Below are 22,653 nucleotides of genomic sequence, written 5' to 3'. Positions count from 1 at the left end.
CTTCTTGCACTGTGTTTTTGATCCGGCTTTTCGAGCAGTGCGCGCAGGATGCGCGCCGCTCTTCCGGGGCCCCTGGGCGGCGGTGAGGCGGGGACGACAGGCCGCGCAGCGGGCGAGTCCATGGATGGGCTCGCCTTTTCGCGCGGGCAGGATGCCCGCTCGAAAAGCCCGACCCCGTCTCACGGACTTGCCGTCCATGGATGGACGGCAAGCGCCAACCGGGGCGGCCTTCTCTTTGGGTTACTTTTCTCTTGGCCGCGCAAGAGAAAAGTAACTCGGGCCGCGGCAGCGGCTCGAAACCGCTTTGTCGCTTGCGACAAATCCCAAAACCAACCCTGCCACTGCATGCAGGGGAGGGAGTCAAGGCGATACGTGCAGCCTTACAGGCCGCGGCGCAAGCGGCTCAAGGCCCCCTACTGCAGCGTCACCGGCTTGCGGTTGTCGGCGGGCACCTTGTCGATCAGTTCGTTGTAGGGGTCGATGCCGGCGATCGCGGGCTTGCCGTCCACGGTGACGGTGATGGTGCTGTCGCCGTCGGGCAGCATGCGCTTTTCGAGGTACAGCGGCTTGCCGTCCCTGCCGCCGCCGGGCGAGGCGGCGAACACGCCGATGGCGATCGGGATGTTCGGGGCGGCCTGGGTCTCCTTGCCCTTGCCGTCGGCCCAGGCCATGCCGGCGTGCACCTTCATCGTCACCTCGTACCTGCCGTCGGGCAGCTGCTTCGCGCTGGCGTCGAGCATGCGGTTGTCGAACAAGGTGATCTTCCAGAAGAAGTCGTCGAGCAGCGGCTGCCACTTGGGCCCCAGTGCGGCGGACAGCGCGGCCACGAATTCCTTCGAGGTGGTGTAGGGCGGTTGCTGGAAGCCCTTGTCGAGCAGGAACTGCTTCAGCACGGCGTCGAGCTTGTCCTCGCCCACGTAGTCCTGCAGCGCGTAGAAGATCAGCGAGCCCTTGTTGTAGTGGATGTATTGCTCGTTCTCCACTTTCGCCAGCGGCTCCTCGGCCACCTTGTCGGTGGCGCGGCCCATCAGGTACCTGTCCAGCTCGTACTTCAGGAACTTGCGCATCTGGTCGGCGCCGTACTTGTGCTTCATCACCATCAACGCGCTGTACTGCGCCAGCGATTCGCTGAGCATGGTCGAGCCCTGCATGTCCGCGCCGATCACCCGGTGCGCCCACCACTGGTGCGCCACCTCGTGGGCGGTGACGTAGTACACGTAGTCGATCTTGCTCTGGTCGCGCAGGTCGGCGATGAAACCGATGCTCTCGGAGAACGGAATGGTGTTGGCGAAGCTCTGCGCCAAGGACATGTAGCCGGGGAACTCCAGGATGCGCAGCTGCTTGAACTGGTAGGGCGTGTAGTGGGCGTCGTAGTACGCCAGTGAATCCTTCGCGGCCTCCAGCATGCGACCCACGTTCCAGGCATGCGCCGGGTTGTAGTACACCGACACCTTCACGCCGGCCGCGTCTTCGCTTTTCACCGCGTAGCGCGCGGACAGCCAGGAGTAGAAGTTCAGCATCGGCTGCTGCCTGCCATCATCGAGCGTGGCGTAGTGGAAGTAGCGGCGATTGCCCGCCGTCCATTCCTTCTGCAGCGTGCCGGGCGCCAGCGCGATCTGGTCGGCGGTGGTGGAAACGGTGGTGTCGAAGCTGATCCAGTCCGCGTCGTTCGAGATGTAGGTATTGGCGCGTGCGGCCTCGTCGCCCAGCGGCGGCATGCGCGGCACGTCCAGCTTCAGTCCGTACTTGCGGCGGTCGTTGCGGTCGGTGAGCTGGTTGCCGGGCTGGTAGCCGAATTGCGGCAGCTTGCCGCTGTTGAAGAACGTGCCGTTGTGCACCAGGAAGGTCTCGCCGCTGTCGTTGGTGAAGCCCTTGGGCGCGTAGTCGATGTCGAAGTCGAACGGCATCGTGGCGCCGGGCGCCAGCGGCGTCTTCAGCTTGTAGATCGCCACGCCGAGGCGCCGGTCGAAGCTCATGGTGTCATGCGGCGCGAAGGCCAGCGTCTTCGGCGCGAAGCCGTCGGCGTAGTTCACCAGCAGCTCGGTCACCGGCACGTCGTGCCGGTTGACCAAGGTGTAGTGCGCACGGATGTGCAGCTCGCGCTGGTACGGGTAAATGTCCACGTCGGCCTGTACCGCGGCGATGCGCGGCTGCGGCAGCCCGGCGTATTGCGCGTACTGCTTCTCGTAGTCGGCGCGCTCGCGCTTCTGCGTCGTGCCGTTCGCGTAATGGTTGAGCACGTTGGTGTTGTAGTAGATCCAGCCGCCCAGGCCCGCGAAGCCGAGCAGCGTGGCGGCCAGCACCGCCGCGAGCGCGGGACGCAGCCGCGCGCGCGCCTCGCGCAGGCGTTCCCGCCAGCCCTGGCCAGTGCCACGCACCCACAGCAGCGCGGCCAGCACCAGCAGCGCCAGTGCGAGGCAGGCCCAGTACGCGTCGAACCACAGCGCGCCGACCAGGAAGTGGCCGAAGCCGTTCAAGTCCGAATACGGCACGTCGGGCGCGGCGGCGTAGTTGTAGAGGTTGTGGTCCCAGTGCAACCAGGGGAAAGCGAGCTGGCAGACGAACCAGACGATGACCAGCAGGTAGCCGAGGTAGCGGTTGTCGGTGGCCACCTGCAGGAACAGCGCCAGCACCGCCAGCAGCGCGAACGGGATCGCCTGCAGCGCCAGCGTGCCCAGGTACAGCCCTGGCTCGATGTGGCTGTAGCCGTGGGCCAGCTGCCAGGCGATGCCGAATACGGCGCCGGCGAGCAGGTACGTCACGATCACCGCCAGCAGTGCGCCGAGCTTGGCGGCCAGCGCGATCCAGTCCGGCAGCGGAAACGCGTCGCTGACCTCGGCGCTGCGCTGTGCGCGCTCGCGCCACACCAGTTCGCCGGCGTAGAACATCACAATGATGTACAGCAGCCATTGCGAGCTGCCGGCGATCAACTCCAGCACGCTGTGCGTCACCGGATACGTGGCGGTGCCGTAGATGCGCCCGGACAGCGCCAACGAGAACGCCAGGTTGACCAGGCCGAACACCAGCATCACCAGGAACGGCACGCCGCGCAGCACGCTGGCGGTGTCGAACGCCAGCAGTCGCCACAACTGCACCAGGCGTGCGCGCCAGTCGGCGGAAAGTCGAACCGCGGGCAGGGTCAGCTCGGTGGCGGTGGCGGCCGGCCGCAGCAGCGGCGGTTCGGCGCGCTGCACGCGCCGACGCAGCCGCAAGCCTTCGCGGTCGGCGCGGAACAGCGCGAACGCGGTGCCGGCCAGCAGCACCGCGACGCCGCTCCACAGCAGCCGGTTGAACAGCAGCAGGCCGGCCAGCGGCGGCAGCTGGCGATTGATCTGTTCCGGCGCCCAGTAGCGCGTGACGATCTGCAGCGTGCGGCCGCCGAACGGGTCGAGGATCGCCGCCAACGCGTGGTTGTTCACGTCCTGGGTCAGCAGCTTGGCGATCGAGAGCAGCACGATGAAGGCAATCACGCCGATCAGCGTGGCCAGCAGCGAGCGCGTGGCGGTGGCGAGCAGGAACAGCACGGCGGCGATGAACAGCAGGTTCGGCAGCACCATCACGCCGAACGCCCAAGCGTAGCCGTGCCAGTTCGGCGGACCCAGCCGCGCCGCATCGACCCAGGGCATGCTTCCGCCCGCAGCCAGCCCCAGCGCGCACAGCAGCATGATCGCCACCATCACCAGGTAGCCCGCCGCAAAGCGCCCGCCCAGGTAGGCGCGCTTGCGCAGCGGCGTGGCGAACACCAGCTCGGCGGTGCCGTGGTCGAAGTCGCGCAGCGCCGCACCTGCCACGAACGCGGCGGCCAGCAGCAGGCACAGCGGCGCGAGGTTGTCGAGCAGCCGCACGATCACCAGCGGCGCGTTGCGCAGCACGTTGCCGCTGGCGCCGCCGACCACCACCGCGTCGGTGCTGGCGAACAGGAAGGCCAGCGCCGCGAACACGAAGGCGATGATCCAGAACAGCGGGGCCCTCAGTTGCTGGCGCAGCTCGAAGCGGAGGATCTCGAAGAACATGGGCTGCATTCCCGGAAGGCGGTGTCAGGCGGCGCGCGTGGTGGCCTGCGCGCGCAGGCGGCCGAAGTACACGTCTTCCAGGTCGGGGGCGACCGGCTCGAAGCCTGTCTCGGGCAGGCCGTCGGCCAGCACGTGCAGCAGGGTGCGGCCGCCGGCGAGGCGGGTGGAGAGGATGTTCATGCGGGCGCGGTAGCCGTCCAGTTCGCCCTTGTCGATCGTGCGTCGCCAGACCCGGCCTTCCAGCGCGCGGATCGCCTCGCGCGGCTCGCCGGCCAGCAGCAGCTGGCCCTGGCCGATGATCGCCATGCGCTGACAGAGGTCGGTGACGTCTTCCACGATGTGGGTGGAGAGGATCACCACCACGCGCTCGCCGATCTCCGCGAGCAGGTTGAGGAAACGGTTGCGCTCCTCCGGGTCGAGGCCCGCGGTGGGTTCGTCCACGATCACCAGGCGCGGGTCGCCGATCAGCGCCTGGGCGATGCCGAAGCGCTGGCGCATGCCGCCGGAGTAGCTGCCCAGCTTGCGCTTGCGCACGTCCCACAGGTTCACCTGGCGCAGCAGCGCCTCCACCAGCTCGCGCCGCTCGCCCTTCGCGGTGACGCCCTTCAGCACTGCGAAGTGGTCCAGCATCGCCTCGGCCGACACCTTCGGATACACGCCGAATTCCTGCGGCAGGTAGCCCAGCAGGTGGCGAGTGGCCTGCTTGTCGGCCAGCAGGTCCATGTCGTCCAGGTGGATGCTGCCCTCGTCCGGGTCCTGCAGCGTGGCGATCGTGCGCATCAGCGTGGACTTGCCCGCGCCGTTCGGCCCGAGCAGGCCGAACATGCCGTTCGGGATGTCCAGCGAGATGTCGCGCAATGCGCGCACGCCGTTGGCGTAGGTCTTGGACAGCTGGCGGATGCGGAGCATGGGTTCCTTGTGCCGTGGCGGCGATGGCAGGCAGGCACAGTGTGGCCGAGCCGATCCGTGGGCCGCATGGGCCTCACGTCACGGGACTTTCGTCACGTGGCGCATACGCATGCATACGTATGCGCATGCGTACCGGATGGCTTTGAAAGCTGCCGCGACGGCCCCCCGTTCGCTATGATGGAAGCCTTGCGGCCGCCCCTCTGTCCCCCGCGCGGTCTGCCCTCGCCATTCGCAGGAGACACCATGGCCGACATCCAAGAAGCCCGCGTACCCGACATCGGCGGCCACGACAACGTGCCGGTGATCGAGGTGATGATCAAACCCGGCGACCGGGTGGAGAAGGAACAGAGCCTGATCACGCTGGAGTCGGACAAGGCCACCATGGAAGTGCCCGCGCCGTTCGCCGGCACGGTGAAGGAAGTGAAACTGAAGGTGGGCGACGAGGTCTCCGAGGGCGCGGTGATCGCGCTGATCGAGGCCGATGGCGCCGCCGCGAAGCCGGCACCCGCACCCGCGCCGGCGGAAGCGCCGAAGGCAGCGGCTCCCGCTCCCGCGAAGGCAGCCGAGCCGAGCCGCAGCGAAGCGCCCAAGGCCGCGGCCGGCGGCGGCGTGCGCGAGGCCCGCGTGCCCGACATCGGCGGCCACGAGGGCGTGCCGGTGATCGAGGTGCTGGTGAAGGCCGGCGACACCGTTACCAAGGACCAGGGCCTGGTCACGCTGGAATCGGACAAGGCCACGATGGAAGTGCCCGCTCCGTTTGCCGGCACGGTGAAGGAAGTGAAGCTGAAGGTGGGCGACGAGGTCTCCGAGGGCGCGCTGATCGCGCTGATCGAAGGTGCGGACGGCGGCGCCGCCGCGCCGGCCCCCGCGGCACCGGCGCCGGCCAGGGCGGAGGCCCCGATGGCGGCGGAAGCGCCTGCACCGAGTCGCCGCGCCGAGCCGGGCCATGCGCCGGAGGGCGACGTGCCGCCGCAGGCGCGCCCGCCGTTCGACGCGAACATCGTGATGCCGGGTGACGCGCCCTACGCCAGCCCCGCGGTACGCGCGTTCGCGCGCGAGCTGGGTGTGGACATCCACCAGGTGAAGGGCAGCGCGCGTGGCGGCCGCATCGTGCGCGAGGACATCAGCGCCTACGTCAAGCACGCGCTGGCCTCGGGCGCGCGACCGGTGAGCGGCGGCGCCGTCGCGGCGGGTGGCGGGCTCAACCTGCTGCCGTGGCCGAAGGTGGACTTCGCCAAGTTCGGTCCGGTGGAGGAGAAGCCGCTCTCGCGCATCCAGAAGATCTCCGGCGCCAACCTCGCGCGCAACTGGGCAATGATCCCGCACGTCACCCAGCACGAAGACGCCGACATCACCGAGCTGGAGGCCTTCCGCAAGAAGCTCGGCGAGGAGGTCAAGTCGTCCAAGGAAGGGGACCTCAAGATCACCCCGCTGGTGTTCCAGATGAAGGCGGTGGTGGCGGCGCTGAAGGAATACCCGCAGTTCAACGCCTCGCTGGACGAAACCGGCGAGAAGCTGATCCTCAAGAAGTACTTCCACGTCGGCATTGCGGTGGACACGCCCGACGGCCTGGTGGTGCCGGTGATCCGCGACGTGGACAAGAAGGGCCTGCTCGACCTCGCCCGCGAGCTGGGCGAGATCTCGAAGAAGGCGCGCGACAAGAAACTGGGTCCGGCCGACATGTCCGGCGGCTGCTTCTCGATCAGCTCGCTGGGCGGCATCGGCGGCACCGCGTTCACACCCATCGTCAACGCGCCGGAAGTGGCCATCCTCGGCGTCTCCAAGGCCTCGATGAAGCCGGTGTGGAACGGCAAGGAATTCGCGCCGCGCCTGATGCTGCCGCTGTCGCTCAGCTACGACCACCGCGTGATCGACGGCGCGCTCGCCGCCCGCTTCGCCGTGTTCGTCGCGAAGCAGCTCGGCGACATCCGCCGCCTGCTCCTCTGACGGTTGTCCCCCTCTCCCGCTTGCGGGAGAGGGCCGGGGAGAGGGCAGGCTCGCGACGAGCCCACACGCGCAGCGCATAGCAATTCAAGGATTCCCCATGGCGAACACGATAGAAGTGAAAGTCCCCGACATCGGCGGCCACGACAACGTGCCGGTGATCGAGGTGCTGGTGAAGGCCGGCGACACGGTGACGAAGGAACAGAGCCTGATCACGCTGGAGTCGGACAAGGCCACGATGGAAGTGCCATCGAGTGCTGCCGGCACGGTGAAGGAACTCAAGATGAAGGTGGGCGACGAGGTGTCCGAGGGCGCGGTGATCCTGCTGCTCGAAACCGATGCCGCCGCAGCTCCCGCTCCCGCTCCGCTCCCCTCTCCCTCCGGGAGAGGGGTCGGGGGAGAGGGTTCGGCCTCGCCTCAGGTCAGCATTCCCGCGAGCACCCGCCCCTCACCCCAACCCTCTCCCCAAAGGGGAGAGGGTGCAAACGCGCCGCAGGCGGCGGCTGTTACCGGAAAAGAGCCGGACATCTCCTGCCAGCTCGTCGTCCTCGGCTCCGGCCCCGGCGGCTACTCCGCCGCGTTCCGCGCCGCCGACCTCGGCCTCGACACCGTGCTGGTGGAGCGCTACGACACGCTGGGCGGCGTCTGCCTCAACGTGGGCTGCATCCCCTCCAAGGCGCTGCTGCACGCCGCCGCGGTGATCGACGAGGCCGAGGCGATGGCCGCGCACGGCGTCAGTTTCGGCAAGCCCAAGCTGGACCTCGACCAGTTGCGCGGGTTCAAGACCAAGGTGGTGGGCCAGTTGACCGGCGGCCTCGCGGGCATGGCCAAGCAGCGCAAGGTGCGCACGGTGCAGGGCACCGGCGCGTTCGTGTCGCCGCATGAAATGGAAGTCCAGACGGCCGAAGGCGTGAAGCTGATCCGTTTCGAGCAGGCGATCATCGCCGCGGGTTCGCAGGCGGTGCGCCTGCCGACGTTCCCGTGGGACGACGAGCGTGTGATGGATTCCACCGGCGCGCTGGAAATGCAGGACGTGCCGGGCAAGCTGCTGGTCGTGGGCGGAGGCATCATCGGCCTGGAGATGGCCACCGTGTATGCCGCGCTGGGCAGCGAAGTGACCGTGGTCGAGTTCATGGACCAGATCATCCCCGGCGCCGACGCGGATCTCGTCAAGCCGCTGGCCAAGCGCCTGGGCGGCAAGCTCAAGGGCATCCACCTGAAGACCAAGGTGGTCGCCGCCAAGGCCACGAAGAAGGGCATCGAGGTGGGCTACGAGGGCGAGAGCATTCCCGAAACCACCGTGTTCGACCGCGTGCTGGTGGCGGTGGGCCGCTCACCGAACGGCGGCAAGATCGGCGCCGACAAGGCCGGCGTGGCGGTGACCGAGCGCGGCTTCATCAACGTCGATACGCAGCTGCGCACCAACGTGCCGCACATCTTCGCCATCGGCGACCTTGTCGGCCAGCCCATGCTGGCGCACAAGGCGGTGCACGAGGCGCACGTGGCGGCGGAAGTCGCAGCGGGCCACAAGGCGTATTTCGACGCGCGGGTGATCCCGTCGGTGGCCTTCACCAATCCCGAAGTGGCCTGGGTCGGCGTCACCGAGCGCGAGGCGAAGGAGAAGGGCCTCAAGGTGGGCGTGGGCAAGTTCCCGTGGGCGGCTTCGGGCCGCGCCATCGGCATCGCGCGCACCGAGGGCTTCACCAAGCTGATCTTCGACGAGGCGACGCACCGCATCGTGGGCGGCGCCGTGGTCGGTGTGAACGCCGGCGACCTGATTTCCGAGCTGGCGCTGGCCGTGGAAATGGGCGCCGAAGCCGCCGACATTGCGCTCACCGTGCACCCGCATCCCACCTTGGGCGAATCGGTGGGCATGGCGGCCGAGGTCTACGAAGGCACCATCACCGACCTGTACATCCCGAAGAAGAAATAAGCTTCGGCGTTTCGCAAAAAGCCCGGCTTCGGCCGGGCTTTTTCGTGCGTGCCAACTGTTGAGGTGATGGCGATGTTCAGTGCCGAGGCGCAGCAGGCGACGCCGCGACGAGGTCGGGCATCTCAAGCTTGAATGCCCGTTCCAGGGAATTCAGCGCGACGACCGTGTCGCCTATCGAGGAGTCCATGGAATTCACGGCATTCATCATCTCGAGTGGCTGGATCGTGCCGGCCCTCAGGCCGGCATCGACATCGTTCATTCGCGATCCCAGCAGGTTGACGCTGGTATTGAACGAGATGCGTCGTTCGAACTCGCTCTGGTCGGCAAAGATCGTGGCGTAGTGGCGCAGCCGGTTGGCGTCGATCCAGCCTGCCGACTGGTTGGCGACAGCCACGTCCCAGGCTTCGTGGCGCATTTCCGGCAAATACAGTCCGAGAAAGAAATGACCCTTCGTCTGTTCGTTGACGTGCTGCCGGACGGCTGCGGCATCGGTGCCATCCTTCACGGCCTGGATCAGGTAGTCGTCCAGCTGCGTCAGCACCTTCAGGCGCTGCACGTCGGCCTCGTGCATCTTGCGGATGTCGGCGAGGTTGGCGCCCAGCTCTGCCTCGATCTGCGCGCTGGCCATGGCCGCCGCATGGACGTGGTGGGTGTGCTCGATCCAAGCCTCCAACCCCAACGCAGTGAGGATGCTGAGCACGATCATCAGGTAGTGCTTGGCGAAATCCCTGAAGGATTCCAGTCGGGTGTTCGGCGGTTCGATGTGCACGGAGGACTCCGACAGTGGCGGGCCAGCTGCAGAGCGTAGCGGATCGCCCGGCACGCGACTTCGGACATGACGTGCCATGCCGGCACGGATACCATCGCAAGCCGCAGCCTATTGATGAAGCATGCGACGAACGCCGCATTCCGGCGCAACACACGAATCTGCGAGGTGACCATGTCGCTGAAGGTATGTCTCGCCGGCGCCACCGGCTGGGCCGGCTCCGAGTTGGCGCGCGGCATCGCCGCGAACAGCGATCTCGATCTGGTGGCCGCGGTGTCGCGCCGCCATGCCGGCCAGCCGCTGGGTACGGCGCTGGGTGACGCTGCGATCACCACGCCGGTGTTCGCCAGTGCCGCCGAGGCGCTGGCCGCGCGCTGCGATGTGTTCGTCGAGTACACCCATCCCGACACCGCGCGGGCGAACATCCTCGCCGCGCTGGAACACGGCGCCCACGTGGTGGTGGGCACCTCGGGTCTCAGCGACGAGGACTATGCGCGGATCGACGCGGTGGCGCGCGAGCGCGGTCGCGGCGTGCTCGCCTGCGGCAACTTCGCGCTCACCGCGGTGCTGCTGATCAAGTTCTCCGAGATGGCGGCGAAGATCCTGCCGCAGTGGGAGATCATCGACTACGCCTACGCCGGCAAGCCGGACGCGCCCAGCGGCACGGTGCGCGAGCTGGCCACGCGCATGGGCAAGGTGCGCCAGCCACGGCTGGAAGTGCCGCTGGAGCAGACCAAGGGCCTGCGCGAGACGCGCGGCGGCACGCTGGCCGGCAGCCAGGTGCACGCGGTGCGACTGCCGGGTTTCGTGCTCGGCGCGGAGACGATCTTCGGCTTGCCGGACCAGACCCTCAGCATCCGCCACAACGCCGGCGGCAGCGCCAAGCCCTACGTGGACGGCGCGCTGCTGGCGATCCGCAAGGTGTCCACGCTGACCGGCCTGCACCGCGGGCTGGACGCGGTGCTGGAACTCTAGGGAGCTGCTTGCGGCCCCCTCAGCCGTGCACCCCGCTTTCTGCGTCCTTGCCGAGCGCGGTGACGAGGTGACTTTCCAATTGCTGCAGGTGGGACTGGGTTTCCGCGGAGGTGTTGATCATCTGCCGCGCGGCATTGACGAAGTCGAGCGGGTCGACGGTGGCGCCCAGGGCGATGCGCGTGCGCAGACGCTCCACGGCCGGCGCGTCGATCAGCAAGGTGCCGTCGTGGCTGATCCAGTCCGAGGTTTCGCGCAGGTCGGCGTAGGCCACGGAATAGCGGCGCAACACGGCGTCATCCATCCAGCTGGCCGACTGGTTGGCCACGGCGACGTCCCACGATTGCGAGGCGAACGTCGGCCAGTTGATGCTGAGCCGGAAGTCCTCCTTGTGCGCCTGGATGTACTGGTTGATCGTCGCGGCGGGCACGCCGTCGCGGATGTCCCTGGCGACGGCGTCGTCGAGCTGCCGCAAAGGGGCGACCAGGCCCTGGTTGGTCTTGATCGAGGTACGCACGTCGGCCAAGTTCGCCTGCAGTTCCGTGCGGATGTGCAGGCTGGCCGCCTCGGCCGCATGGGCATGGTGCGCATGCTCGATCCAGGCCTCCAGTCCCAGCGCGGTGAGGATGCTGAGCACGATCATCAGGTAGTGCTTGGCGAAATCCCGGATGGATGCCAGCCGGGTGTTCGGCGGTTCGATGTGCATGGGGTCTCCGACGCAGGCGGGAAAGCGGCGAAGCGTAGCGGATCGTACGGTTCCGGTTGGCGCCGGGTGTCGGCCGGTTCGGAGGCTCAGGCGGTCGGGCCGTGCATGTGCCGCTGCCATAGCCCGAGCAGCCAGGACGCGACTAGGCAACCGCCCAGCGCCAGCAGCCAGCCCGTGGCGGGCGTGCCGGAGGAGGGCAGCAGGCCGCGGAAGGCGGGCAGCCAGGCGCTGCCGTAGTACGCGAGCACCACGCCGCCGGCGACCAGCAGCATGACGACGAGCGTGCTCGCCAGCGTGGATTCGAGACGCGCCTCGGCGGCATGCTGTCGGACTGGCGCAGCAGTGACCCGCGCAGCCATCCGCCGCGCGAAATCCGCCGGCAGCGCCACGGGCATGGGTTCGCGCAGCGCACGTGCCAGCAGGCGGTAGCGGCGCACGCGGGCGTTGTCGCCGGCCGGAGCCAGGCCGCGGCGCTCGGCGTCGAGCGCACGTTCCTGCGCCAGCCATTCGCGCTCGCGGGCGGGATCGTCGAAAGGAGGAAGATCGTGGTTCATGCGGCTACTCCCGTCCGGGTTTCCAGCGCCTCGCGCAGGCGCAGGCGCGACCGGAACAAGTGGCTCTTGATGGTACCGCTGGCCAGCCCGGTGATGTGGGCGATCTCGGGAATGGTGTTTTCCTCGAGGTAGTACAGGGTCAGCACCGTACGCTGCAGCGGCGGCAGCGCTTCGATCGCGCGGTGGAGCTGCTGCGCGGTTTCCGCATCGGCCCAGGCGGCTTCCAGGTCGAAGTCGTCGGCCACGGTTTCGACCAGCGGCGCGCCGTCGTCGTCGTGCGCTTCGGCCAGCGGGATGCGCTTGTGCTGCAGGTGGCGCAGCGCGATGGTGTACGCCACGCGGCCGATCCAGGATTTCAGCGCGCTCTCGCCGCGGTACTGGTGCAGGCACTGGTGCACGCGCAGGAAGGTGTCCTGGCACAGCTCGCGCGTGTCCTCCGGATTGCGCACCATGCGCTGGATGATGTGCCAGCACAGCCCCTGGTGCTCGCGCACGAGACGTTCGAACGCGCCTGGCCGATGGGCCAGCGCGGCGTCGACCAAGGCGCGGTCGGAGGGGTAGGTGTCATCCATGGCGCAAGAGATACACGCAGGCGCGCGACGGTTGCAGCACGTCGACTGCAACCGCTGGCTGGTGACTGGTATCCATGTACCTGAAACCCGTCATCACCCTTGCCCGACACGGAGGAATCCATGAATACCGAGATCTTGGTCCCGATTGCACTGTTTGTCTGCATTACCTACGCCATCAAGGTCTGCGTGGACGCGATAACGCGCCGGCGCATGCTGGATGCCGGCGGCTCGGCCGACCTGGTCGCCTCGGTGCTGCGCGACGAGGAGCTGCGCCGCCGCCATTCCTCGCTGCGCTGGGGCATCGTGCTGCTGTCGGTGGCGCTGGGCTTCGGCCTGATCCAGTGGTTCGGCTGGCAGGACGTCACCCCCGGCATGATCGCCGTGCTGGCGGGCGCCACCGGCCTCGGCAACCTGGTGTTCTTCGCGATCTCGCGCAAGCTCGGTTGAGAGCCGGCGCGAAGTCTGAGGCGCGCGCCGACCGCAGACTTCGCGCCGGCCGGAAAACTGGTTCAATGGCGGGCATCGCCGCACCGTCGGCATGCCCGCTTGAGCCGGCCACATGAACGAGCAACTGCTGTTCAACCTCGTCGACCTGGCCGGCACCTTCGCGTTCGCGATCAGCGGCGCCGTCGCGGCGCGGCGGCGCAACCTCGACCTGTTCGGCATCCTGGTGATCGCCTACATCACCGCCTGCGGCGGCGGCATCGTGCGCGACCTGTGCATCGGCGCGATCCCGCCGGCGGGCCTGTCGGACTGGCGCTACCTGCTCACCGCGGTGGTCGCTGCGCTCGCCACCATCGTGGCCTACCGACAAGTGGAGCGGCTGACCTATCCGGTGCGGTTGTTCGACGCGATGGGCCTCGGCCTGTTCGCGGTGTACGGCGCGCACAAGGCGCTGCTGTTCGGCGACAACGCCGAGGTCGCGATCCTGCTCGGCATGACCACCGCGATCGGCGGCGGCCTGGCGCGCGACGTGCTGCTGGCGCGCGTGCCGGTCGTGTTGCAGAAGGAGATCTACGCCTCGGCCGCCTGCGCGGGTGCCGCGCTGGCGGTATTCGGCGAACGGCTCGGCTGGCCAGCGTTGTGGGCGACCTGGTTGCCGATCGGGTTGTGCTTCGCGCTGCGCTTCGTTTCGCTGCGCTATGGATGGAACCTGCCGCGTTTCGGGGGCAAACACGACGGATCCTGACTGCGCGCGGGTCGCGGTCGGCACGCAAAAAGGGCCGGATCGTGCGATCCGGCCCTCGTCGCGCGCCAGGGGCGCAGGATGCTCAGTGATGATGGCCCTTGGCGTGGCCCTTGGCCGTGTGCTTGCCCTTGTTCTTGTCGTTGGCAACCGGGCTGACGGTCTTGCCGACGTTGCTGTCGTCCGCCTTGGCCGTGTGCGCGGCATCGGATACCGCATCACCATGCGCATCCTGGTTCATGGGCATGGACGCATGGCTGGGCGGGGTGTGGCCGCCGGCGTGCTGCGGAGCAGCGGTGGCGTACGAGATCGGCAACGCGAAGGCGGCGGCGATCAGGGCAGCGGTGACGATCTTGGTCATGGCATACCTCGGTCTGGGTGAACCATGCGGCGCATGGCGCAGCCACGATAGAGCCGTGCCCGGCCCGCAAGATGAACAGCAGATATTCGTGAAAGATCTGTGCGAGAGCGATCTCGCGTGTTGCGGTTTCGGGGGGTGTTGCGCGGTCGCAGGAACCTGTCGGTGCCTGGGGCCCAGGTGTGAAACCGGGGCGCCGGATGCCGAAAGGCAGGGGTATGCGCGGCTGGGTGCATGTTAAGTTGCGGAAATTCGGGCCGGGAAGGCCTTGGCGGCAAGGGGGAGAAGCAGGCATGTCCACGCCCAGCGTCAGCGTCGAATCGGTGACCAAGCGGTTCGCCGGCCATGTCGCGGTAAGCGATTTGTCGTTGCAGGTGCCGTCCGGCGGCATCTACGGCCTGCTCGGCCCCAACGGGGCCGGCAAGTCCACCACCATCCGCCTCATCATGAGCATCCTGCAGCCGGACGAGGGGCGCATCGCGCTGTTCGGTGCCAGCGGCAACAGCCGCGACCTGTCAGCGCGCATCGGCTACCTGCCCGAGGAGCGCGGCCTGTACAAGAAGATGAAGGTGCTCGATCACCTGGTGTTCCTGGGCGAGGTCAAGGGCATCGCGCGCAACGATGCGCGCAAGCGCGCGCTGATATGGCTGGAACGCCTCGACATCGCCGGCTGGGCGCAGAAGAAGGTGGAGGACCTCTCCAAGGGTATGCAGCAAAAGGTGCAGTTCGCCGGCGCGCTGCTGCACGAACCGGAGCTGGTGATCCTGGACGAGCCGTTCTCCGGCCTCGACCCGATCAACGCGCAGACCATGAAGGACATCGTGGTGGAGATCGCCGCCAGCGGCCGCACCGTGCTGTTCTCCACGCACGTGATGGAGCAGGCCGAGCGCATGTGCGACCGCGTGGCGATCATCGCGCGCGGCAAGCTGGTGGTGGACGGCACGGTGGCGCAGGTGAAGGCCGACTTCGGCGGCCGTCACGTGGCGCTGGGCTTCAGCCATGACCGTGAGCGCGCCAACGCCGTGCTCGCCGATCCGCGCCTGGTCGCTCGGCTGGACGACTATGGCGCCAGCGCCGAGTTGAAGATGGCCGACGGCGCGGACCCCGAACAGTTGCTGGCCGCGCTGGTCAGCGCCGGCGTGGGCCTGCGCCGCTTCGAGGTGGTGGAGCCTTCGCTGCACGCCATCTTCGTCGCCAAGGTGGGCGTCGACCCCGACGCCACCCCTTTGCCTGCCGTCGCCGGAGTCGCCGCATGAACAAGACCCTTGCCGTGATCCGCCGCGAGTACGTGGAGCGCGTGCGCACCAAGGCCTTTCTGATCTCCACCTTGCTGCTGCCGGTGTTCATGCTGGCGATGGCGGTGTTGCCTGCCTTGCTGATGAGCGGTGGCGACCACACCAGCCGCGTGGCGGTGGTGGACGCGTCCGGCAGCGGCCTGGGGCAACCGGTGCTGACCACGCTGGATGCCGCCACCATCGGCGACGGAAAAACGGCCAGGCCGCGTTACGAGGCGACGCTGTTCCCCGCCGATGGGGCGAACCTGGCCCAGGTGCGCGATGGCCTGATCGCCAAATCCGGCTTCGCGAAGGGCAACGGACGGGACGGCTGGGACGGTGTGCTGGTGCTTGATGCCGGCACGCTGGCCAGCGGCAAGCTGCGCTACTACGGCGACGACGTGACCTCACCCGAGGGCATGAGCCGGCTGCAGCGCGAGATTTCCAAGGCGCTGGCCGGCGTGCGCCTGGCGCATGCCGGCGTGGATCAGGCGTTGGTCACCAAGGCGATGGCGCCAGCGGACATGGACACCGCCAAGGTCACCGACGGCAAGCTCACCGGGCAGAGCGGCGAGGCTTCGTTCGCGCTGGCCTATGCGATGGGTTTCCTCCTCTACATCGCCATCATCTCCTACGGCAGCCGCACCCTCACCTCGGTGATCGAGGAAAAGAACTCGCGCATCATGGAGGTGCTCACCTCCTCGCTGACCCCGTTCCAGATGCTGATGGGCAAGGTGCTGGGCGTGGGGCTGGCCGGCTTGACCCAGATGGGAATCTGGGTGGGCACGGCGTTCGTGCTGGGCAGCCAGGGCCCGCACCTGGCCGGCGCGTTCGGCATGGGCGCCGCCGCCGCGGGCAAGTTCGCCATCCCCAGCATGCCGCCGGCGCTGCTGGTGGTGTTCCTGCTCTACTTCGCGCTGGGCTTCCTGATCTACGGCTCGCTGTACGCGGCGATCGGCGCGATGTGCAACACCATCCAGGAGGCCCAGCAATACGCGGTGTTCGTCACGATGAGCATCCTCGTGGGCTTCATGGCGATGTTCGGCCTGATCAACGACCCCTCGGGCGCGCTGGGCACCACGATGTCCTTCATCCCGTTCTTCGCCCCGTTCACCATGCCGGTGCGCTGGTCGATGACCGCGGTGCCGCCGCTGCAACTGGCACTGTCGCTGGGCCTGATGGTGCTGGGCCTCATGGCCTGCGTGTGGTTTGCCGCGCGCATCTACCGCACCGGCATCCTGATGTACGGCAAGAAGCCCACGTGGGGCGAGCTGTGGCGGTGGATTCGGGCGTGAGGCGGTGGCGTTCTATGGGTGGGGAATGCTTCGCCGTGCATGACACCATGGTCGCAACAGACATCAAGCGCTACGGATGGCATTGCCTCCATGTGTCCCCTGCGCTAGGCGAAAAGGGCTGTGTCTTTACCTATTCCATAGGGTTCGCGAAGTCATACGGCGCACCTGAGATAGCGGTGTTCGGCATGCAGCAAGAAAAGGCTCATTCGTTGCTCAGCGAGTGTGCAACCTTGCTCAGGAACGGTTACGTCATACGGTTCGATGTCGAGGATCCCAATGTCTTGGCCGGTGATTACAACGTAATTTTCAGGCCAGTTCGACCGGCCTACAGGGGCGAGTACTTCGGCACTGCCATGCGCTACTACGCAGACAAGGCGTTCACTGCTGCGGTCATGTTCTTGCCTGATCGGCAGCATCGTTTTCCGTGGGAGGCCGGTTACGACTACGTTCCGGTCGATGAGGCGCTAGCCATCGTCTAGCTCCAGCATCACCCGAACAGCTCGTACTGCGCCGCGTACTGGTCGGCTTCCACGAAGCCGGCCAAGCCCACGCCGACGAGGCGATAGCGGTTGTCGGCGGGGCGTTCCACCCGCGCGCGCAGCGCGCAGGCCAGTTCGGCGAGTTCGCGTTCGGATTGCGGCCGTTGCGCGGGCGTGAGGCTGCGCGTCAGCGTGTGGAAATCGGCGGTCTTCAACTTCAGCACCACGGTGCGCGCGATGCGGCCTTCGCTCGCCTCGCGTTGGTGCGCAGCCCAGGCCTTCTCGGCGAGCCGGCGGATGTGCGGTTCCAGCTCGTCTAGCGTGAGGTCGTGCTCGAAGGTGTCCTCGGCGGACACCTGCAAGGTAGGGCGGTCGGGCGTCACCGGATGTTCGTCGATGCCCAGCGACAGCTCGTGCAGGCGCCGGCCCCAGCGACCAAAGCGTTGCTCCAGTTCCTCTGCCGCGAACGCGCGCAAGTCGCCCACGGTGGCCAGGCCCAGTGCGACGAGTTTGCCTTCCATCACCTTGCCCACGCCGGGCAGGCGGCCGATGGGCAGCGGCGCGAGGAAGTCCAGCACCTCGCGCGGGCGTACCACGAACAGGCCGTCGGGCTTGCGGAAGTCCGAGGCGATCTTGGCGAGGAACTTGTTCGGCGCCACGCCGGCCGAGGCGGTGAGGCGGGTTTCCTCGCGGATCGCGGTGCGGATCGCCTCGGCGGTGGCGGTGGCCGAAGGCAGGCCGTTGTCCGTGGTGGTGACATCGAGGTAGGCCTCGTCCAGCGACAGCGGCTCGATCAGAGCGGTGTGCCGCGCGAAGATCTCGCGCACCTGGCGCGATACTGCCTTGTAGCGCGTGAAGTCCGGCGGCACGAAGATCGCCTGCGGGCACAACCGCTCGGCGCGGATCGCGGGCATCGCCGAGCGCACGCCGAACTTGCGCGCCTCGTAGCTGGCCGCGCACACCACCGAGCGCGCGCCCTTCCACGCCACCACCACGGGCTTGCCACGCAGTGACGGATCGTCGCGCTGCTCCACCGACGCGTAGAACGCGTCCATGTCGACGTGGATGATCTTGCGGGGTGTGGGCACGTGGCGGGGACGGGCGATGCGGTGCGCACGATTCTAGAACGCGTTGATCCGGATCGCGCCGGCACCGCCGCGCTGGCGGTGCCGGCGCGGGCGATTACTCCGCGCGCACGTACATCCACGCCCGCAGGCCGGAGGCGAGCACCACGGCCGCGCGCCGGTAATCGTCCACCTCGTAGGCGTCCGCCTGCGCCAGTTCCTGCGACGTGAGGCGGAACACCGTGCCGCGCACGCGATCCGCCGCATCCCCGCTGGGCATCGCGATGGGGTGGTGCGTGGCGCCGCTGGTGGCGACGACCTGCGCGTCGCGGATCGCCAGCTGTTCGAGACGGTAGCCGGGCAGTGCGTCCGGCGCGCCAGTTAGGTGGCGGCCGAAGGTGGCGAGCTGCACGGCCTCGCTTTGCAACGTGCCGTAGGAGAACAGCAACTCGTCGGCCTGGGTTTCCATCAGGCGTTCTCCGGCGTGCGTGGGGCGCGCCGTGCCTGCAGCCGTGCGGCGACGGCGCGGGCAAAGCGTTCGGCGGCATCGGGCCGTCCGGCCAGGAACAGCGAAGGCTCGATCAATTCCAGCTCCATCAGCAGGAAGCGGCCGTCCGCGACCACGCCGTCCACCCGCGCGTACACCGCCTCGCCCAGTCCGAGCTCCCCGCAAGCCGCCAGGGCGTGCCGGGCTGCGGCCAGCGTGGCCGCCTCCGGTTCGGCGGCTTCGGTAAGGCCGCCGTGCTCGTGCTGCACGCGGTAGTCGCCCCGCGCTGGCCGCTTGATGACGGCGTGGCTGAATTCGCCGCCGAAGAACAGCAGCGACCATTCGCCCTGCTCGACCACCGCCGGCACGAAGGGTTGCAGCAGGTAATCGCCGGGCGGTAGTTCCGCCACGGCGCGATCGAAGGCGACATCGCCCGCGGTGCCGCGCACCGTGCGCCACGCACCGCCGCTGACGCTGGGCTTGACCACCACGTTGCGCCCCGCCTGCGCGGCCAGCGCGTCGCGCAGTTCGGCATGCGCCAGAAAGCGGGTGGGAATGGTGGCCACGCCCAGCGATTCCAGTTGTGCCAGGTAGTGCTTGTCGCTGTTCCAGCGCAGCAGGGCGCTGTCGTTGATCGTGGGCACGGCCAGCGCGTCGAGCCGGTCCAGCCAGTGCAGGAACTGCGCATGGTGCTTGAAGTAGTCCCACACGGTGCGGATCAGCACGGCGTCGTGGCGCGTCCAGTCCACGGCGGGGTCGTTCCACATGCAGGGCGTGGCATGCACGCCGAGGCGTGCGAGCGTGGCGACGGCATGCGCGTCGTCGGGATGGACGCCCGGATGGTCGGCGTCGGTGGCAAGGGCAAGCTGGATGGACATAAAAACCCTCTGCATGGAGGGCGCCCTTGTCTCGAGGATCGCGGGCCGAGCGTGGCGGATCGCTCCGTCGCAGCACCCCTCGGCGCGGACTGCGCGGCGCGAATCGCCGGCGCAACAGGGAAGCATCGCGCAGGCGATGCATGGCGCGCATTCTTCGGCGGCGAGGGGCGGCTGTCAATCGCGCGGGCGTATGCTGCGTGCCTGTACCCGCCCCGCGACGGAGCCCAACATGCCGATCGACTGGACCCATGCCGGCGCCACCGTGCTGGCCGCATTCCTCGCCTCGCTGGTGGAATGCGTGGAGGCGCTGACCGTGGTGCTGGCGGTGGGCGCCACGCGCGGCTGGCGCAGCGCGCTGGCCGGCAGTGCGACGGGCCTGCTGGCCTTGCTGCTGCTGGTGGTGCTGCTCGGTCACGTGCTCACCCGCATCCCCTTGCACGGTTTCCAGCTGGTGGTGGGCGCCTTGCTGCTGCTGTTCGGCATGCGCTGGCTGCGCAAGGCCGTGTTGCGCGCGGCCGGCGTGCTGGCGCTGCACGACGAGGAAGCGATCTACCGGCGCGAGATGCGGGTGCTGCGCGAGCAGGGCGACGCGCGGCCGGGCCTGGACAAGCTTGCGTTCGCGGTGACGTTCAAGAGCACGGTGCTCGAAGGCGTCGAGGTGGTGTTCATCGTGCTCGCCATCGGCGCCGGCCGCGCCGACCTGCTGTGGCCGGCCAGCCTGGGCGCGCTGGCCGCGCTGCTGCTGGTGGTGGCGTTGGGATTGGTGGTGCATCGGCCGCTGGCGCGGGTGCCGGAGAACACGCTGAAGTTCGCGGTGGGCGTGCTGCTCTGCGCGTTCGGCACGTTCTGGGCCGGCGAGGGCATGGGCTACGCGTGGCCGGGTGGCGACTGGTCCATCCCCGGCCTGGTCGGTGCGTTCCTCGTGGTGGCCGCGCTGTGCGTGGCTTCGTGTCGTCGCCTCGCCGCCGTCGGCGCGAAGGAGCTCGCGCGATGAACGGCTTGCGCACGGCGCTGACGGAGCTGTGGGGCCTGTTCGTCGAGGATGGTCGCTACGCGCTCGCCATCGTGGTCTGGCTGCTGCTGGCGTGGCGCGTGCTGCCGCTGCTGCAGCTGGGCCGCGGCTGGAATGCGGTCATCCTCGCCGCGGGCCTGCTCGCGATCCTGGTCGAGAGCGTGCTGCGCCGCGCACGGCATTAGTGGTCGTCCCAGAACACCTCGACCGCGCCGCGATTCATGAAGCCCCATATGGGCGTGCCCAGCCGTACCAGGCCCTCGCGGATGCGGTGGGTGGATTCGTCGTAGGCCGAGATGCGGTAGACCATCTGATATTTCGAGGTGGTGAACCACATCGACAGCGGCATGGCCAGCCAGAACGCATTGGATTTTGCGTGCAGGATGCGCAGGCCGTTGGCGGCGGCCCAGTCCTGCAGCAGGGCCTTGGCGTTTTGCCAGTGGCGCCAGCTCAGCCAGATCGCCGCGGCGATCAGCAGCAGGAACAGCAACGTCGTGGTTCTGGTCATCGCGCCTCCATGGATTCCCCGCGCGCAGCGTGATCCGGGTTTAGCAGCCTGTCGAGCTTTGATCGGCCGGCCTGCGAATCCGGCCGTGTGGTCCATATTTCCGCCACTTCTTGCCCCATAGAACCACTATGGGGCGGCGAATTGTCGAAAACCGGCCCTCACACAACCGAATTCTCGCCTCGACCATCAAAGTCCGACAGGCTGCTAGCGGGCGGGCAAGCCCCCTGTCCACGGGGACTGGTCGAACCCCCGTCCGCCATGCCAAGGTTGCCGGATGACGACAGCCACCAGCTCCCCTTCGTACCTGCGCCGCCTCGGCGTGTGGGACGGCGCGATGATCGTGATCGGCGGCGTGATCGGCGCCGGCATCTTCCGCACGCCGGCGACGGTGGCCGAGCGCACGAGCTCGGGCCTGCCGCTGCTGGTGCTGTGGGTGCTGGGCGGCCTGCTCACGCTCACCGGCGTGCTGTGCTACGCGGAGCTCGGCTCGCGGCGACCGCAGGCGGGCGGCATCTACCTCTACCTGCGCGAAGCGTTCGGCATGCTGCCGGCCTTCCTGTTCGGCTGGACGATGGCGCTGATCAACTACCCGGGCAGCGTGGCGGCGGTGGCGACCACGTTTGCCGACTACTTCTGCAAGGCGGTGGACCTACCGCTGCTGTGGGTGAAGCCGGTGGGCGTGGCGGCGATCGTGTTCATCGTGGGCGTGAACCTGTTCGGCATCCGTGCCGGCGCGCTGATGCAGAACATCTTCGCGGTGCTGAAGCTGGCGGCGATCGCGCTGCTGGTGGCGGTGGGCCTGGCGCTGGCGCACGGCCACCTGGGCGGCGTGCTGGCGGCGGACGCCACGCAGCACGTGTCCAGCGGCGCCTTCGTGGGCGCGCTGCTGCCGGTGCTGTTCACCTACGGCGGCTTCCACTACTTGAACGACCTCGCCGGCGAGGTGCGCGATCCGCAGCGCACGCTGCCGCGCGCCCTGCTGCTGGGCATGCTGGGCGTGGTGCTGGCCTACGTGCTGGCCAACGTGGCCTACCTCACCGGCCTGGGGCACGCGGGGCTGGCCGCCAGCCAGGCGCCGGCGGCCGACCTGATGCGCCGCCTGTTCGGCGAAACCGGCGCGAAGGTGATGGCGGTCGGCATCGCCTGCTCCACCTTCGGCTACTGCAGCATCGCGATCGCCGGCGGTGCCCGCGTGCTGCAGACCATGGGTGCGGACGGCATGCTGTTCCGGGCGGTGGGCTACATCGACCCGCGCACGCGCGCGCCGCAGGTGGCGCTGGCGCTGCTGGGCGGGTGGACGGTGGTGCTGATGCTGTGGGGCAACTTCGGTCAGCTGGTGGACTACACCACGGTGGGCGAGTGGCTGGGCCATGCGTTCGGCATCGGCACGCTGTTCTGGTACCGCTGGAAGTTCGTGGACGAACCCGCGCCCTACCGCGTGCCGCTGTTCCCGCTGCTGCCGCTGGTGTTCGTGCTCACCGTGCTGGGCGTGATCGTCGCCACCGCGATCGCCTCGCCGCACGACGCGGGCATGAGCCTGGTCATCATCGCGTTGGGTGCACCGGTGTACTGGCTGTGGCGGCGCTGGCAGGGCCGTTCACTCCGTTCGCCCTGAGCGTAGGTGCGCAGCACCGGAGTCGAAGGGCAGTCGGCTGCTGGCGCTTCGACTTCCTCGCTCACCAAAGCGCGGCCATCCGTGGCCGCTCCTCGCGTCGCTTGCTTTCGCAAGCTACGCTCAGTGTG

22 protein-coding genes and 1 riboswitch are annotated in these 22,653 nt (G+C 68.3%); of the genes, 11 read left to right on the top strand and 11 right to left on the bottom strand.

The genetic code is table 11. The annotated features are described in order from the left end of the window. Positions 1-413: 413 nt before the first annotated feature. Together AB7878_RS06745 and AB7878_RS06740 are read right to left on the bottom strand one after the other, a co-directional pair. On the bottom strand, positions 414-4,013 hold the full coding sequence (locus AB7878_RS06745) for a M1 family aminopeptidase (RefSeq protein ID WP_369493626.1): 3,600 nt from the start codon (positions 4,011-4,013) through the stop codon (positions 414-416). 24 nt (positions 4,014-4,037) lie between these two features. Then, positions 4,038-4,922 (bottom strand): ABC transporter ATP-binding protein, encoded by an 885-nt coding sequence (locus AB7878_RS06740; protein WP_369493625.1) that lies wholly within the window; start codon positions 4,920-4,922, stop codon positions 4,038-4,040. 243 nt (positions 4,923-5,165) lie between these two features. Between AB7878_RS06740 and aceF the strand changes: the two genes are divergently transcribed. Further along, positions 5,166-6,869: a dihydrolipoyllysine-residue acetyltransferase gene (aceF, locus tag AB7878_RS06735; RefSeq protein ID WP_369493624.1), complete on the top strand. Its 1,704-nt coding sequence runs from the start codon at positions 5,166-5,168 to the stop codon at positions 6,867-6,869. A 97-nt stretch (positions 6,870-6,966) separates the two neighbouring features. Continuing rightward, positions 6,967-8,799 carry a dihydrolipoyl dehydrogenase gene (gene lpdA, locus AB7878_RS06730; protein WP_369493623.1) on the top strand — a complete coding sequence of 611 codons (1,833 nt, stop codon included), beginning with the start codon at positions 6,967-6,969 and terminating at the stop codon, positions 8,797-8,799. Between the two features lie 76 nt (positions 8,800-8,875). Here the strand turns inward: lpdA and AB7878_RS06725 are convergent, their stop codons facing one another. Then, the gene (locus tag AB7878_RS06725) at positions 8,876-9,568 is read right to left on the bottom strand and encodes a hypothetical protein (RefSeq protein WP_369493622.1); all 693 of its coding nucleotides are present in this window, start codon (positions 9,566-9,568) and stop codon (positions 8,876-8,878) included. Positions 9,569-9,682: 114 nt separating this feature from the next. Here AB7878_RS06725 and dapB point away from each other — a divergent pair, with 114 nt between their 5' ends. Continuing rightward, positions 9,683-10,540: a 4-hydroxy-tetrahydrodipicolinate reductase gene (gene dapB, locus AB7878_RS06720; RefSeq protein ID WP_369493621.1), complete on the top strand. Its 858-nt coding sequence runs from the start codon at positions 9,683-9,685 to the stop codon at positions 10,538-10,540. 19 nt (positions 10,541-10,559) lie between these two features. On the opposite strand, the gene AB7878_RS06715 is transcribed toward dapB, so the two are convergent. From AB7878_RS06715 to AB7878_RS06705, 3 genes are all read right to left on the bottom strand, one after another. Continuing rightward, positions 10,560-11,243, bottom strand: coding sequence for a hypothetical protein (locus AB7878_RS06715; RefSeq protein WP_369493620.1), 684 nt, complete (start codon positions 11,241-11,243; stop codon positions 10,560-10,562). 86 nt (positions 11,244-11,329) lie between these two features. Further along, the gene (locus tag AB7878_RS06710) at positions 11,330-11,797 is read right to left on the bottom strand and encodes a hypothetical protein (RefSeq protein ID WP_369493619.1); all 468 of its coding nucleotides are present in this window, start codon (positions 11,795-11,797) and stop codon (positions 11,330-11,332) included. Then, complete coding sequence (locus tag AB7878_RS06705; RefSeq protein WP_369493618.1) at positions 11,794-12,369, bottom strand: RNA polymerase sigma factor; 576 nt, start codon at positions 12,367-12,369, stop codon at positions 11,794-11,796. Before AB7878_RS06705 ends, AB7878_RS06710 begins: the two co-directional genes overlap by 4 nt. Positions 12,370-12,489: 120 nt before the next feature. On the opposite strand from AB7878_RS06705, the gene AB7878_RS06700 reads away from it, so the two are divergent. Together AB7878_RS06700 and AB7878_RS06695 are read left to right on the top strand one after the other, a co-directional pair. Continuing rightward, positions 12,490-12,816: a hypothetical protein gene (locus tag AB7878_RS06700; RefSeq protein WP_369493617.1), complete on the top strand. Its 327-nt coding sequence runs from the start codon at positions 12,490-12,492 to the stop codon at positions 12,814-12,816. A gap of 112 nt (positions 12,817-12,928) precedes the next feature. Beyond that, positions 12,929-13,558 carry a trimeric intracellular cation channel family protein gene (locus AB7878_RS06695; RefSeq protein ID WP_369493616.1) on the top strand — a complete coding sequence of 210 codons (630 nt, stop codon included), beginning with the start codon at positions 12,929-12,931 and terminating at the stop codon, positions 13,556-13,558. Between the two features lie 82 nt (positions 13,559-13,640). Here AB7878_RS06695 and AB7878_RS06690 read toward each other — a convergent pair whose 3' ends face one another. Next, a complete protein-coding gene (locus AB7878_RS06690) occupies positions 13,641-13,916 on the bottom strand; it encodes a hypothetical protein (RefSeq protein WP_369493615.1) in 276 nt (91 codons plus the stop codon). A gap of 290 nt (positions 13,917-14,206) precedes the next feature. Between AB7878_RS06690 and AB7878_RS06685 the strand changes: the two genes are divergently transcribed. From AB7878_RS06685 to AB7878_RS06675, 3 genes are read left to right on the top strand one after another with little or no spacing between them, the layout of a single operon-like run. Then, positions 14,207-15,169 (top strand): ABC transporter ATP-binding protein, encoded by a 963-nt coding sequence (locus AB7878_RS06685; protein ID WP_369493614.1) that lies wholly within the window; start codon positions 14,207-14,209, stop codon positions 15,167-15,169. Next, entirely contained in the window at positions 15,166-16,482 is a 1,317-nt protein-coding gene (locus tag AB7878_RS06680) for an ABC transporter permease (RefSeq protein WP_369493613.1), read from the top strand. Before AB7878_RS06685 ends, AB7878_RS06680 begins: the two co-directional genes overlap by 4 nt. A 35-nt stretch (positions 16,483-16,517) precedes the next feature. Beyond that, entirely contained in the window at positions 16,518-16,961 is a 444-nt protein-coding gene (locus tag AB7878_RS06675) for a DUF4262 domain-containing protein (protein ID WP_369493612.1), read from the top strand. An 8-nt stretch (positions 16,962-16,969) separates the two neighbouring features. Here AB7878_RS06675 and dinB read toward each other — a convergent pair whose 3' ends face one another. From dinB to AB7878_RS06660, 3 genes are all read right to left on the bottom strand, one after another. Beyond that, on the bottom strand, positions 16,970-18,049 hold the full coding sequence (dinB, locus tag AB7878_RS06670; protein ID WP_369493611.1) for a DNA polymerase IV: 1,080 nt from the start codon (positions 18,047-18,049) through the stop codon (positions 16,970-16,972). Between the two features lie 94 nt (positions 18,050-18,143). Then, entirely contained in the window at positions 18,144-18,494 is a 351-nt protein-coding gene (locus AB7878_RS06665) for a gamma-glutamylcyclotransferase family protein (protein WP_369493610.1), read from the bottom strand. Next, the gene (locus AB7878_RS06660; RefSeq protein ID WP_369493609.1) at positions 18,494-19,390 is read right to left on the bottom strand and encodes an ATP-grasp domain-containing protein; all 897 of its coding nucleotides are present in this window, start codon (positions 19,388-19,390) and stop codon (positions 18,494-18,496) included. Before AB7878_RS06660 ends, AB7878_RS06665 begins: the two co-directional genes overlap by 1 nt. Before the next feature lie 11 nt (positions 19,391-19,401). Further along, positions 19,402-19,477: riboswitch (S-adenosyl-L-homocysteine riboswitch) on the bottom strand. Between the two features lie 142 nt (positions 19,478-19,619). Between AB7878_RS06660 and AB7878_RS06655 the strand changes: the two genes are divergently transcribed. After that, positions 19,620-20,384: a COG4280 domain-containing protein gene (locus AB7878_RS06655; RefSeq protein WP_369493608.1), complete on the top strand. Its 765-nt coding sequence runs from the start codon at positions 19,620-19,622 to the stop codon at positions 20,382-20,384. Then, on the top strand, positions 20,381-20,587 hold the full coding sequence (locus AB7878_RS06650) for a hypothetical protein (protein ID WP_369493607.1): 207 nt from the start codon (positions 20,381-20,383) through the stop codon (positions 20,585-20,587). The genes AB7878_RS06655 and AB7878_RS06650 overlap by 4 nt, the downstream gene beginning before the upstream one ends. Here the strand turns inward: AB7878_RS06650 and AB7878_RS06645 are convergent. Continuing rightward, a complete protein-coding gene (locus tag AB7878_RS06645; RefSeq protein ID WP_369493606.1) occupies positions 20,584-20,910 on the bottom strand; it encodes a hypothetical protein in 327 nt (108 codons plus the stop codon). The genes AB7878_RS06650 and AB7878_RS06645 overlap by 4 nt on opposite strands. Positions 20,911-21,184: 274 nt before the next feature. On the opposite strand from AB7878_RS06645, the gene AB7878_RS06640 reads away from it, so the two are divergent. Beyond that, positions 21,185-22,525 (top strand): APC family permease, encoded by a 1,341-nt coding sequence (locus AB7878_RS06640; protein ID WP_369493605.1) that lies wholly within the window; start codon positions 21,185-21,187, stop codon positions 22,523-22,525. Positions 22,526-22,653 lie beyond the last annotated feature (128 nt).

This window comes from Rhodanobacter humi (genome assembly GCF_041107455.1).
In the GTDB taxonomy this organism is placed as follows: Bacteria; Pseudomonadota; Gammaproteobacteria; order Xanthomonadales; family Rhodanobacteraceae; genus Rhodanobacter_A.
The sequence above is the reverse complement of the archived record's forward strand: the minus strand, read 5'-3'. Positions and strand labels throughout refer to the sequence as shown.